At 62.5% G+C, this 12,728-nt stretch carries 12 protein-coding genes; 6 read left to right on the top strand and 6 right to left on the bottom strand.

Features of this window, described 5'->3' with window-relative positions:
* The first annotated feature begins 33 nt into the window (after positions 1-33).
* From BFP95_RS02435 to hemN, 4 genes are all read left to right on the top strand, one after another.
* Positions 34-2,478, top strand: a complete 2,445-nt coding sequence (locus tag BFP95_RS02435) for a heavy metal translocating P-type ATPase (RefSeq protein WP_065909188.1) — start codon at positions 34-36, stop codon at positions 2,476-2,478.
* 22 nt (positions 2,479-2,500) lie between these two features.
* Complete coding sequence (gene ccoS / locus BFP95_RS02440) at positions 2,501-2,713, top strand: cbb3-type cytochrome oxidase assembly protein CcoS (protein WP_010208549.1); 213 nt, start codon at positions 2,501-2,503, stop codon at positions 2,711-2,713.
* Positions 2,706-3,389: a sulfite exporter TauE/SafE family protein gene (locus BFP95_RS02445; RefSeq protein ID WP_065909190.1), complete on the top strand. Its 684-nt coding sequence runs from the start codon at positions 2,706-2,708 to the stop codon at positions 3,387-3,389. Before ccoS ends, BFP95_RS02445 begins: the two co-directional genes overlap by 8 nt.
* A 94-nt stretch (positions 3,390-3,483) precedes the next feature.
* Positions 3,484-4,866 (top strand): oxygen-independent coproporphyrinogen III oxidase, encoded by a 1,383-nt coding sequence (gene hemN, locus BFP95_RS02450; RefSeq protein WP_065909192.1) that lies wholly within the window; start codon positions 3,484-3,486, stop codon positions 4,864-4,866.
* On the opposite strand, the gene BFP95_RS02455 is transcribed toward hemN, so the two are convergent.
* The gene (locus tag BFP95_RS02455) at positions 4,867-5,334 is read right to left on the bottom strand and encodes a FlxA-like family protein (protein WP_065909194.1); all 468 of its coding nucleotides are present in this window, start codon (positions 5,332-5,334) and stop codon (positions 4,867-4,869) included. It lies immediately after the preceding gene.
* 153 nt (positions 5,335-5,487) lie between these two features.
* Here BFP95_RS02455 and fnr point away from each other — a divergent pair, with 153 nt between their 5' ends.
* Positions 5,488-6,222, top strand: a complete 735-nt coding sequence (gene fnr, locus BFP95_RS02460; RefSeq protein ID WP_065873844.1) for a fumarate/nitrate reduction transcriptional regulator Fnr — start codon at positions 5,488-5,490, stop codon at positions 6,220-6,222.
* A gap of 78 nt (positions 6,223-6,300) precedes the next feature.
* Complete coding sequence (locus BFP95_RS02465) at positions 6,301-6,849, top strand: adenine phosphoribosyltransferase (protein WP_065873845.1); 549 nt, start codon at positions 6,301-6,303, stop codon at positions 6,847-6,849.
* Positions 6,850-6,981: 132 nt separating this feature from the next.
* Here BFP95_RS02465 and BFP95_RS02470 read toward each other — a convergent pair whose 3' ends face one another.
* The 5 genes from BFP95_RS02470 to dnaX all read right to left on the bottom strand — a co-directional run bounded on the left by BFP95_RS02470 (position 6,982) and on the right by dnaX (position 12,715).
* On the bottom strand, positions 6,982-8,130 hold the full coding sequence (locus BFP95_RS02470) for an acyl-CoA dehydrogenase family protein (RefSeq protein ID WP_065889789.1): 1,149 nt from the start codon (positions 8,128-8,130) through the stop codon (positions 6,982-6,984).
* Between the two features lie 197 nt (positions 8,131-8,327).
* Positions 8,328-8,930 carry a recombination mediator RecR gene (recR, locus tag BFP95_RS02475; RefSeq protein WP_065873846.1) on the bottom strand — a complete coding sequence of 201 codons (603 nt, stop codon included), beginning with the start codon at positions 8,928-8,930 and terminating at the stop codon, positions 8,328-8,330.
* Positions 8,931-8,996: 66 nt separating this feature from the next.
* A complete protein-coding gene (locus BFP95_RS02480; protein ID WP_065909196.1) occupies positions 8,997-10,031 on the bottom strand; it encodes an NADP-dependent oxidoreductase in 1,035 nt (344 codons plus the stop codon).
* 253 nt (positions 10,032-10,284) lie between these two features.
* A complete protein-coding gene (locus BFP95_RS02485; protein ID WP_049712036.1) occupies positions 10,285-10,623 on the bottom strand; it encodes a YbaB/EbfC family nucleoid-associated protein in 339 nt (112 codons plus the stop codon).
* A gap of 43 nt (positions 10,624-10,666) precedes the next feature.
* Entirely contained in the window at positions 10,667-12,715 is a 2,049-nt protein-coding gene (gene dnaX, locus BFP95_RS02490) for a DNA polymerase III subunit gamma/tau (RefSeq protein ID WP_065889790.1), read from the bottom strand.
* Positions 12,716-12,728 lie beyond the last annotated feature (13 nt).

Below are 12,728 nucleotides of genomic sequence, written 5' to 3' on the forward strand. Positions count from 1 at the left end.
AGAGGTCCTCCCAGCCACCTTAGATTCCAGATCATGACCATCCCGTGCTACCACTGCGCCCTCCCCGTCCCCTCCGGCAGCCGGTTTACCGCCGTGATCCTCGGCGAACGCCGCGAACTCTGCTGCCCCGGCTGCCAGGCAGTGGCCGAAGCGATTGTCGCCGGTGGCCTGGAAAGCTACTACCAGCACCGTAGCGAAGCCTCGGCCAACCCCGAGGCGTTACCCGTGCAGTTGGTGGACGAGCTGGCGCTGTTCGACCGCGCCGACGTGCAAAAACCCTTTGTACGCCACGACGGCGAACTCGCCGAGGCCACCCTGCTGATGGAAGGCATCAGCTGCGCCGCCTGTGGCTGGCTGATCGAGAAACACCTGCGCAGCCTGCCCGCTGTGGCCGAGGCGCGGCTGAACTTGTCCAACCACCGCTTGCTGGTGCGCTGGGCTGATGGGCAGTTGCCGTTGAGCCAGTTACTCAGCGAGCTGCGCCATATCGGTTACGCCGCCCACCCGTATCAAGCGGACCGCGCGGCCGAGCAATTGGCCAGCGAAAACCGCCTGGCCCTGCGCCAATTGGGTGTTGCTGGGCTGCTGTGGTTCCAGGCGATGATGGCAACCATGGCTACCTGGCCGGAATTCAACATCGACCTGAGCCCGGAGCTTCATGTGATCCTGCGCTGGGTGGCGATGTTTCTTACAACACCCATCGTGTTCTACAGCTGTGCACCGTTTTTCAAGGGTGCCCTGCGCGACTTGCGTACACGTCACCTGACCATGGATGTGTCGGTTTCATTGGCCATCGGCGGTGCATATCTGGCGGGCATCTGGACCGCGATCACCGGCCTAGGTGAGTTGTACTTCGATGCGGTGGGCATGTTTGCGCTGTTCTTGCTGGCCGGTCGCTACCTCGAGCGGCGTGCCCGCGAGCGTACAGCCGCCGCGACGGCGCAGTTGGTCAACTTGCTGCCCGCCTCGTGCCTGCGGCTGAAGGCGGATGGTCAAAGCGAGCGCATCCTGCTTCCCGAGCTGGCGTTGGGTGACCGTGTACTGGTGCACCCAGGTGCCGTACTGCCGGCGGATGGCGTGATTCTCGACGGCCAATCCAGCATCGATGAATCCCTGCTCACCGGTGAATACCTGCCGCAACCGCGCCAAACCGGGGATGCGGTCACGGCGGGCACGCTCAATGTGGAAGGCGCCTTGACAGTCGAAGTGCGCGCCTTGGGCCATGACACGCGCCTGTCCGCCATCGTGCGCCTGCTGGAGCGCGCCCAGGCCGAGAAACCGCGCCTGGCGCAGATCGCTGACCGCGCTGCGCAGTGGTTCCTGCTGTGCTCGCTGATCGCCGCCGCCCTGATCGGCTTGCTGTGGTGGGAATTGGACTCTTCGCGGGCGTTCTGGATTGTACTGGCGATGTTGGTCGCGACCTGCCCCTGTGCATTGTCCCTGGCCACCCCCACCGCGCTCACTGCCGCCACTGGCACCTTGCACAAACTCGGGTTATTGCTGACCCGCGGACACGTGCTGGAAGGGCTGAACCAGATCGACACGGTGATTTTCGACAAGACCGGCACCCTCACCGAAGGCCGCTTGGCCTTGAGAGCCATCCGCCCCCTGGGCACATTAAGCACGGACCTGTGCCTGAGCCTTGCCGCCGCCCTGGAAAACCGTTCCGAACACCCGATTGCCCGCGCCTTTGGTCGCGCGCCGCTGGCCGCCGATGAGGTGCTCAGTTCGCCTGGGCTTGGTCTTGAAGGTCGCGTTGGCGAGCGCCAATTGCGCATTGGTCAACCCGGTTATGTCTGCGAACTCAGTGGTTGCGCGATCCCCGCCTCACCGACAGATTCGGGTCAATGGCTGCTGCTCGGCGACCGCGAAGGCGCCCTCGCCTGGTTTGTGCTCGATGACCGCCTGCGCAGCGACGCGCCGGCCCTGCTGGCCGCCTGCAAGGCACGCGGCTGGCGCACGCTGTTGCTGTCCGGGGACAGTTCGCCGATGGTCGCCAGTGTCGCCGCCGAATTGGGCATCGACGAAGCCCACGGCGGCCTGCGCCCTGATGACAAGTTGCAGGTGCTGCAACAACTGCACAAGGAAGGCCGCAAGGTGCTGATGCTCGGCGATGGGGTCAACGATGTGCCCGTGCTCGCCGCCGCGGATATCAGCGTGGCCATGGGCACCGCCACCGACCTAGCCAAGACCAGCGCCGATGCGGTGTTGCTGTCCAACCGCCTGGACGCGCTGGTGCAAGCCTTTTCCCTGGCGCGGCGCACCCGTCGCGTGATCATTGAAAACCTGCTGTGGGCCGGGCTGTACAATGGCCTAATGCTGCCGTTTGCCGCCCTGGGTTGGATCACGCCCATCTGGGCGGCTATCGGTATGTCCCTCAGTTCGTTGACCGTGGTGCTCAATGCCCTGCGCCTGACTCGCCTGCCGAGCGCGCCAGTTGCCCGAGCCCCCTCAGTAACCCGCCCGCTGCCGGTGTGAGCCGCGCGGGCATGGAGTGCAGATGCCAGCTTTATACGTGATGATTCCGGCGGCGCTGCTGTTAGTGGGCGTGGCCATCTACATCTTCTTCTGGGCCGTGGACAGCGGCCAATACGACGACCTCGATGGGCCGGCCCATAGCGTGCTGTTCGACGACCAGGACCCGAATCACCTGGCCGGCGTCGAAGAAGCCAACCACCCCGAACAACCGCCTAAAGACCCACCCCATGCTTGAACTGGCGCCGCTGCTGGTCTCCGCACTGATCCTCGGCCTGCTGGGGGGCGGCCATTGCCTGGGCATGTGCGGCGGGCTAATGGGCGCGTTGACCCTGGCGATCCCCAAGGAGCAGCGCAGCCGCAGGTTTCGCCTGCTGCTGGCGTACAACCTGGGGCGCATCCTCAGCTATGCCGCTGCCGGCGTGTTGATTGGCCTGGCCGGCTGGGCGGTGGCGAACAGCCCGGCCGCGATGTTCATGCGCGTACTTGCCGGGCTGTTACTGATCAGCATGGGCCTGTACCTGGCGGGCTGGTGGACCGGCCTCACCCGCGTCGAAAGCCTCGGGCGCGGCCTGTGGCGGCATATCCAGCCGGTTGCCAACCGTTTGCTGCCGGTGTCCAGCCTGCCGCGCGCGTTGCTGCTGGGCGCACTCTGGGGCTGGTTGCCGTGCGGATTGGTCTACAGCACGTTGCTGTGGGCGGCGAGCCAGGGGAATGCGCTGGACAGCGGGTTGCTGATGCTGGCGTTTGGACTGGGCACTTGGCCGGTACTGTTGGCCACCGGCCTGGCGGCTGAGCGGGTCACGGCGCTACTGCGCAAACGCAGCGTGCGGATGGCCGGTGGCTTGTTGGTGATCCTGTTTGGTATCTGGACGTTGCCGGGGCCGCACCAGCACTGGCTAATGGGCCACTAAATGCATAGCGCCGCTCCCCGTTGATGCAAATCAAGATGCCACCTTCGACGGGCCCCTAGACTCACCCCACTAGCCAATCCGGGGGAGCGCCCGCATGCTCGACGCCATTCGTTGGGACACCAATCTGATTCACCGCTACGACTTGGCGGGACCGCGCTACACGTCCTACCCCACCGCCGTACAATTCGACAGCCAGGTCGGCACGTTCGACCTGCTCCACGCCCTGCGCGACAGTCGCAAGGCTGTGCGGCCATTGTCACTGTATGTGCATGTGCCGTTTTGCGCGAACATTTGCTACTACTGCGCCTGCAACAAAGTCATCACCAAGGATCGTGGCCGCGCCCAGGCTTACCTGCAACGCCTGGAGCAGGAAATCCAGCTGGTGGCCTGCCACCTCGACCCGAAACAACCGGTGGAACAACTGCACTTCGGCGGCGGCACGCCGACATTTCTCAGCCATGACGAACTGCGCCAGATCATGGCATGCCTGCGCCAGCACTTCAATTTGCTGGATGATGATTCCGGCGATTACGGCATCGAGATCGACCCCCGCGAGGCGGATTGGGCCACGATGGGCCTGCTGCGTGAGCTGGGCTTCAACCGCGTCAGCATCGGCCTGCAAGACCTCGACCCCGAGGTGCAACGCGCGGTCAACCGCCTGCAAAGCCTGGAAGAAACCCGTGCGGTCATCGACGCGGCGCGCACCCTGCAATTTCGCTCGATCAATATCGACCTGATCTACGGCCTGCCCAAGCAGACCCCGCTGAACTTCGCGCGCACCGTGGAGGAAGTGATCAACCTGCAACCGGACCGCCTGTCGGTATTTAACTATGCGCATCTACCGGAACGCTTCATGCCGCAGCGGCGCATCAACACCGACGACTTGCCTTCACCGGCAGAAAAGCTGCTGATGCTGCAAACCACCATCGAGCAATTGACCCAGGCCGGCTATCGCTACATCGGCATGGATCACTTCGCCCTACCGGACGACGAGCTGGCCATCGCCCAGGAAGAAGGCACCCTGCAACGCAACTTCCAGGGCTACACCACCCACGGTCATTGCGACCTGATCGGGCTCGGGGTGTCGGCGATCAGCCAGATCGGCGACCTGTACTGCCAGAACAGCAGCGACCTCAACGCCTACCAGAACAGCTTGGCCGGCGCGCAACTGGCCACCAGCCGCGGCTTGGTCTGCACCACGGACGATCGGTTGCGGCGGGAGGTTATCCAACAGTTGATCTGCAATTTCAGCCTGGCGTTCGAGAAGATCGAGCCGGCCTTCAACATTGATTTTCGCGGGTATTTTGACGACATCTGGCCGCAACTGGAGACCATGGCCGAAGATGGCCTGATCGAACTCGGCGCCCAGGGCATTCGTGTATTGCCCGCCGGGCGACTGCTGGTGCGTTCGGTGTGCATGGTGTTCGATGCCTACCTGGAGCACCAGAATCGGCAACGATTTTCACGGGTAATCTGATTACATCGACAACGAGGCGGCCTTCATCGAGTCGTTGGCGCTCATACCTTTCATCGACTTGGCCAGGGAGGTCTGAGCCGACATCAGGCCCGCCTGCAAAGCACTGATTTCGCTTTGCAGAGCACTGGTCTTGGCTCGAGCCTCTTCGGGCGAGAGGTTATTGGCCGCCGCGACTGCCGCCAGTTCGGCCTGTTTTTCGGCGATCTGCTGTTTCAGTTGGCGGATCATTTTCAGCACCTGTTTGACGTTGTCGTCCAGGCCACTGTCATCGATATCCGCATTGGAGCTTTTGGCCGCACCAGCGGCTTTGAAGGCATCGGCGGAAATAGTCACGGTCACACCTTCAACCACTTTGGGTGCAGTAGCCGTTTCAGCGCCTGGTGCTTCTTCATTGGCCTCAGCCAATGGTTTTGCATCCGGCACAGTCGGAATGCGGATGGCAGGGTTGTAGGCGGCGATAACAGACATGATCCAGGCTCCGACTAAATAGGTATGCCTGCTGTATCGACCTCGGTACAAAAACCTTTATACGGTTGCCGGTTTTTTGTACACGCTGGCTTCAGCGACCTCCAGTGCGTTACCCTTACGTCTTATGTGTGTTTTCCCACAAGGATTTAAGAAATGTCCGAGCCAGTTAAACTGCGCGCTCACAGCCAGGCCCATTGCAAGGATTGCAGCCTGGCCCCCCTGTGCCTGCCACTTTCGTTGAATTTGGAAGACATGGAAGCGCTGGACGAGATCGTTAAACGCGGTCGCCCGCTGAAAAAAGGCGAGTTTCTGTTTCGCCAGGGCGACAAGTTCGATTCCGTTTATGCAGTGCGTTCGGGCGCGTTGAAGACGTTCAGCCTGAGCGATGGCGGCGAAGAACAGATCACGGGGTTCCACTTGCCCAGCGAACTGGTGGGGCTGTCAGGCATGGACACCGAGATTCACCCGGTGTCGGCCCAGGCTCTGGAGACTACGTCAGTGTGCGAAATCCCCTTCGAGCGCCTGGACGAACTGGCCCTGCAATTGCCGCAGCTGCGCCGTCAGCTGATGCGCGTGATGAGCCGCGAGATTCGCGACGACCAGCAAATGATGCTGCTGTTGTCGAAGAAAACCGCCGACGAACGCATCGCCACTTTCCTGGTCAACCTGTCGGCGCGGTTCCGTGCCCGTGGTTTCTCGGCCAACCAGTTCCGTTTGAGCATGTCGCGCAATGAAATCGGCAACTACCTGGGCCTGGCGGTGGAAACCGTGTCTCGCGTGTTTACCCGCTTCCAGCAGAACGAGTTGATCGCTGCCGAAGGTAAGGAAGTGCATATCCTCGACCCGATCCAACTGTGCGCATTGGCCGGCGGCACGGTCGACGCCTGATCCAGACGCTGCGGCCGCGCCAACCGGCGAGGCCGCAGGTATACTTCGAGTCCGTTTCCAGCCCAGGACTCTTCGACGATGACCTTTGATTCGTTCGACATCAAATCCCTGATCCGCCCTGTCATCGACTTCCCCAAGCCTGGGGTGATCTTTCGTGACATCACCCCGCTGTTCCAATCGCCTCGCGCCCTGCGCCTGGTGGCCGACAGTTTTGCCCAGCGTTATGTCGAGGCTGACTTCACGCACATCGGCGCGATGGATGCGCGGGGGTTCCTGATCGGTTCGATCATCGCCTATCAACTGAACAAGCCGCTGATCCTGTTTCGCAAGCAGGGCAAGCTGCCAGCCGACGTGCTGGCCGAGGGTTACCAGACCGAGTACGGCGAGGCCTTCCTGGAAGTGCACGCTGACAGCCTGTGTGAGGGTGACTCGGTATTGATCTTTGATGATTTGATTGCCACCGGCGGCACCCTGATCGCGGCGGCGAACCTGGTGCGGCGCATGGGTGCGCAGATTTTTGAAGCGGCGGCGATCATTGATTTGCCGGAGTTGGGTGGGTCGCAGCGGTTGGAAGACATGGGGATTCCGACGTTTTGTCTGACGCAGTTCGCGTTGACTGAAAGGTAACGGTTGCCTGGACTGGCCTTTTCGCGGGCAAGTCGAATCGTCGCACCGCCGCTCCCACATTTGATTGGGTCCACACATTCATATCTGTGGGAGCTGGCTTGCCTGCGATGAGGCCCGAAAGAACACTGCAGCTCACAACCCCATCTGCTTGCTGATGATTTCATTCATCACTTCCCGGGTCCCTCCCCCGATGGACAGGATGCGGTTGTCCCGATACAGCCGCTCCACCAGGCTCCCACGCATATACCCCTGGCCCCCGAGTATCTGCACGGCGTCAAACGTCACGCGGTCGGCGGTGTCGGTGGCGAGATTCTTGGCCATGGAAATTTCCTTGATCACACTTTTTCCGGCGGCCATCTTTGCCGCCTGGCGATAGGTGAATTCGCGGGAGACTTCAACGGCGGTGGCCATTTCCGCCAGGCGATGCTTGATCACTTGGAATTTGCCGATAGGCTTGCCGAAGGCTTCGCGTTGCGCGGCCCATTTGAGGCTTTCCTCAAGTGCCAACTGTGCGGTCATGTTGGCCATAAGGGCCAAGGCCAGGCGTTCGCTCTGGAAGTTGCCCATGATGCAGGCGAACCCCATGTTCTCGGCGCCGATCAGGTTGCCCACCGGCACCCGGCAATCGTCGAAGAACAATTCAGCCGTGTCCGACGCCCACCAGCCCATTTTCTTCAGAGGCTGGCCGACGGTAAAACCGGGGGTGTCTTTTTCGATCAGCAGCAGGCTGATACCGGCAAAGCCCGGCCCGCCGGTGCGCACGGCCACGGTGTAGAAATCGGCGCGGATGCCGCTGGTGATAAAGGTCTTGCTGCCGCTGACGCGGTAGTGGTCGCCGTCGCGAATGGCGCGGGTTTGCAGGCTGGCCACGTCGGAACCGCCGCCCGGCTCTGTGACAGCCAGGGCGATGATCTTCTCACCCGACAACACCAGCGGCGCTACGCGCTGACGGACGTCGGGTCGCGCCCACTTGACGACAGGCGGCAGGCCGATATCCAGCGAACCCAGCCCCGCCACCACGCCGCCGGAGCCGCAGCGCATCAACTCCTCGCTGGCGGCCACTTTGGCGAACAGATCACCTTCATGGCTGCCCCCCAGGGCTTCGGGGTAACCGATGCCCAGTATCCCCGCCGCGCCGGCCTTGAGGTACAGCGCTCGGGGAAAACTCTCGGCCTCTTCCCACTGCTCGACGCCGGGCAACATTTCGCGTTCGACAAAACGGCGCACGCTGTCGCGGACCAATTGGTGGCTGGGGTCGAAGTAGTCCTGATAGGCAGACATCGGCAAGCTCCACGGAGAGGTGGAGCAAAATTACCAAGCGCTTGCTTGGTTATCAAGCCGGATGCAGATTTCACCAACAACACAAAACCAGTGTGGGAGCTGGCTTGCCTGCGATGCAGGCACCGGGGTGTGTCAGTTACACCGTGGTGATGCTATCGCAGGCAAGCCAGCTCCCACCGTTGTAGTGCGGTGTGCCTTTAGAGGGCGATGGGTTTGCGACCGGCGAAGGAATGCGCCAGCGTCCCACCGTCCACCAATTCCAACTCGCCACCCAGCGGCACGCCATGGGCGATGCGCGAGGTGATCAGGCCTTTGTTACTCAGGAGTTGGGCGATGTAATGCGCGGTCGCCTCACCTTCCACCGTCGGATTGGTGGCCAGGATCACTTCGGTAAAGGTGCCCTGCTCTTCAATTCGCGCCACCAGTTGCGGAATGCCGATGGCTTCCGGGCCCAAGCCGTCCAGCGGCGACAGGTGGCCCTTGAGCACGAAGTAGCGCCCGCGATAGCCCGTCTGTTCCACCGCGTACACATCCATCGGCCCTTCCACCACGCACAGCAGCGTGTCGTCGCGGCGCGGGTCGGCACATTGCGGGCAGAGTTCCTCTTCGGTGAGGGTGCGGCACTGGCGGCAGTGGCCCACTCCGGTCATGGCCTGGCTCAGGGCCTGGGCCAACCGGGTGCCGCCGCTGCGATCACGCTCCAGCAGTTGCAGCGCCATGCGCTGGGCGGTTTTCTGGCCCACGCCCGGCAAAGTGCGCAGGGCGTCGATCAGTTGGCGAATCAGGGGGCTGAAGCTCATGGGCGAAAGGTCCGACAAAACAACGAGACGCGGTTTATACCCGCGCCTCGGATTAGCGTCAAATGCTCAATCCTGTGCGACGCGCACCACCAACTTGCCGAAGTTGCGTCCCTCCAGCAAACCGATGAAGGCTTCGGGCGCCTGCTCCAGGCCGTCGACCACGTCTTCACGGAACTTGATCTTGCCATCGCGCACCCACGGCGCCATGGCGCTGAGGAACTCGGGCTGGCGATCACCGTAGTCGTCGAACACGATAAAACCCTGGATGCGCACACGCTTGGTCAGCAACGTACGCTGCAAGGCCGGCAACCGGTCCGGCCCGCTGGGGGCTTCATGGGCATTGTAGCCGGCGATCAACCCGCACAGCGGAATGCGCGCCTTGGGGTTGAGCAAGGGCACCACGGCGTCGAAGACTTTGCCGCCGACGTTCTCAAAATAGATGTCCACGCCCTTGTCGCACGCCTGCGCCAATTCGTTGGCAAAGTCCTCGCTCTTATGGTCGATGCAGGCATCAAAGCCCAATTCGTCCACCACGTAGCGGCACTTGTCCGCCCCCCCGGCGATCCCGATGACGCGCAAGCCCTTGAGCTTGGCCACCTGCCCCACCACCGAACCGACCGCGCCGGATGCCGCTGCCACTACCAGGGTTTCCCCCTCCTTGGGCTGGCCGATGTCCATCAGCCCCATGTAGGCGGTCATGCCCGGCATGCCCAGCACACCCAGGGCCATCGACGGGCTGGCGAGCCCTTTTGGCACCGGCATCAGGTTGCGACCATCGGAAATGCTATGGCTCTGCCAGCCGGTAGCACCGACCACCAGGTCGCCCACTTCGAATTTCGGATTACGCGACTGCTCGATACGGCTGACAGCGCCGCCAGTCATCACTTCGTCGATTTCCACCGGCGCTGCGTAGGACGGTGCGTCGCTCATGCGTCCGCGCATATACGGGTCAAGTGACAGGTACAGCGTCTTAAGCAGGACCTGGCCGTCTGCCAGGTCCGGCAGATTCACCCGCTCCAGGCGGAAGTTTTCCGGGGTGGGGGCGCCCTGCGGGCGTGAGACCAGGACAATGCGCTGGTTCAGGATCGGTTCTTGAGACATGAGGGGGCTCCTTTATCGAATTCATCGGTATAGGGTGCAGACACCGGCTGATACCTCGAGGTTCTATAGAGTCACCGACTCGTAGCAGCTGTCGAGCGCCAGCGAGGCTGCGTCGGCCACACCAATGTCTTGCGCCAGGCGAATATCCGAGGCGCCCCCACGCAGCCTCGCTGGCGCTCGACAGCTGCTACGGGCGAGTAAAAAAAATGCCAGGCACGAGGCCTGGCATTGGAGTCTAGCTAAAGCTTGCCGATCAGAACGGCAGCTTCATGCCCGGTGGCAGCTGCATGCCAGCGGTTACGCCACCCATTTTTTCCTGGCTGTTGGCTTCGATCTTGCGCACGGCGTCGTTGACGGCCGCGGCGAACAGCGCCTCGAGCATTTCCAGGTCATCTTCGCTGGTGCCTGGCAATACGCTTGGGTCGATGCTCACGCGCTTGATGTCGTGACGACCGGTCATTACCACACTGACCATATCGCCACCGGCCTTACCGGTGACTTCGGCGTTGGCCAGTTCTTCCTGCATCTTGGCCATCTTTTCCTGCATCTGCTGCGCCTGCTTCATCAGGCCGGCCATGCCACCTTTCATCATGGGAATCACCTCAAAAGTACGTGGATCAATGAGTAGCCCGGTGTTATGACGCTTGGGGCACCGGGGCTTCGACGGGTTCAATAGTATCGTGACGGACGACCGCACCGAACTGTTGCATCATTTGCTGGATGAGCGGATCAGCGTGGATCGAGTCCTCTGCTTCACGCTGGCGGTTGATACGCCGGCGGCTCGCGGCCTGGGCCGGGGTTTCCTGCTCAGGCTTGATCAGCTCGATGGCGATGGTCAGCGTGCGCTCATGGTACTGGTTCAGCGCATCGTTCAGGCGGCGCTGCTGGGTCGCGTTGAACAGGGCGCTGTGGGCCGGGTCCAGGTGCAACAGCCAGTGGTCGCCCTCAATGGAAATCAGTGTGCAGTTGGCGGCGATGCTGCCGGTCATGCCGGAGATCGGCAGTTTCGGGAACAGCTCCAGCCATTGCAGGGCCAGGCCGGTGGCCGGGGCTGCAGCGGGTTCCGCCTCGGGCTCAGGGGCCGGCTCGGCGGTGTGTTCGCTGGCCAGGTCGTCCAGGTAGCTGTAGGCCGAATCCATGTCCGGCTCGATATAGTCTTCGTCCAGCGGCGGTTCGTCGTCGAGGTCGATGCCTGGGGTGGCAGCTTCCACTTGGGCCACGGTTGGTTCGGGGACAGGCGCAGAGGCCCACTCAGGGGCATCCGGCACCACGCTGTCCGGGGTCGGCGTGGGCATCGGCGTCAGCTCGGGCTGCTCGCTGCTGGTTTCCAGCACGGGCTCCACGGCAGGCACCTGCTCGACTTCAGCGTCGGCGTCTACCGGATCATTCCAAGGCAAATCGACGACCGGCTCAGGCTCGACAATCGGTTCCGGCTCGACCACTGGCGCCACAGGCTCAGGCTCAGGTGCCGGCGCGACCGGCGCGGGTGCAGCCACCACTGGCGCAACCGCTGCCGCGCCAGCCACTGGTTTGGCGGAATCAACTGTGGCCTGGCTGATCCCCACTGGCTTTAGCGGCTGTCTCGGCGCATCGGCCGAGTCGGCGGGCCGGAAGGCCAGCATGCGCAGCAGCACCATTTCAAAGCCACCGCGCGGGTCCGGCGCCAAAGGCAGATCCCGGCGACCGATCAGGCCCATCTGGTAATAGAACTGCACATCTTCGGCCGGCAATGCCTGGGCCAGGGCCAACACGCGGTCGCGGTCGCCATGGCCGTTGTCGACACCTTCCGGCAGGGCCTGGGCGATGGCGACGCGGTGCAGCACGTTGAGGATTTCCGAGAGCACGCCGTTCCAGTCCGGGCCTTGCTCCGACAGGTGGCGCACGGCTTCAAGCAACGCCTTGGCGTCGCCTTCGATCAGCGCGTGCAGCACGTCGAACACCTGGCCGTGGTCGAGGGTGCCGAGCATGGCGCGCACATCAGCGGCCATGACCTTGCCTTCACCAAAGGCGATGGCTTGGTCGGTGAGGCTCATGGCGTCACGCATCGAACCATCGGCGGCGCGGCCGAGCAGCCACAGTGCGTCGTCTTCGAACGGTACGTTCTCGACGCCCAGCACGTGGGTCAAATGCTCGACGACCCGCTCGGGGGTCATGTTTTTCAGGGAGAACTGCAGGCACCGCGACAGGATCGTTGCAGGAAGTTTCTGCGGGTCGGTGGTGGCCAGGATGAATTTGACGTAGGGCGGCGGCTCTTCCAGGGTTTTCAACAAGGCGTTGAAGGAATGGCTGGACAGCATGTGCACTTCGTCGATCAGGTAGACCTTGAAGCGGCCACGGCTCGGCGCGTACTGCACGTTATCCAGCAGCTCGCGGGTGTCTTCGACCTTGGTACGGCTCGCGGCGTCGATCTCGATCAGGTCGACAAAACGCCCTTCGTCGATTTCCTTGCACACCGAGCAGGTGCCGCAGGGCGTCGAAGTGATACCGGTTTCACAGTTCAGGCATTTGGCGATGATGCGCGCAATGGTGGTCTTGCCCACTCCCCGGGTACCGGTGAACAGGTAGGCATGGTGCAGCCGTTGGCTGTCCAAGGCATTGATCAGAGCCTTGAGCACATGGGTCTGGCCGACCATTTCGCGGAACGAGCGCGGACGCCATTTACGTGCAAGAACCTGATAACTCATCGAAAACCGTCGC

The organism is Pseudomonas sp. 58 R 12 (genome assembly GCF_900005865.1).
In the GTDB taxonomy this organism is placed as follows: Bacteria; Pseudomonadota; Gammaproteobacteria; order Pseudomonadales; family Pseudomonadaceae; genus Aquipseudomonas; species Aquipseudomonas tritici.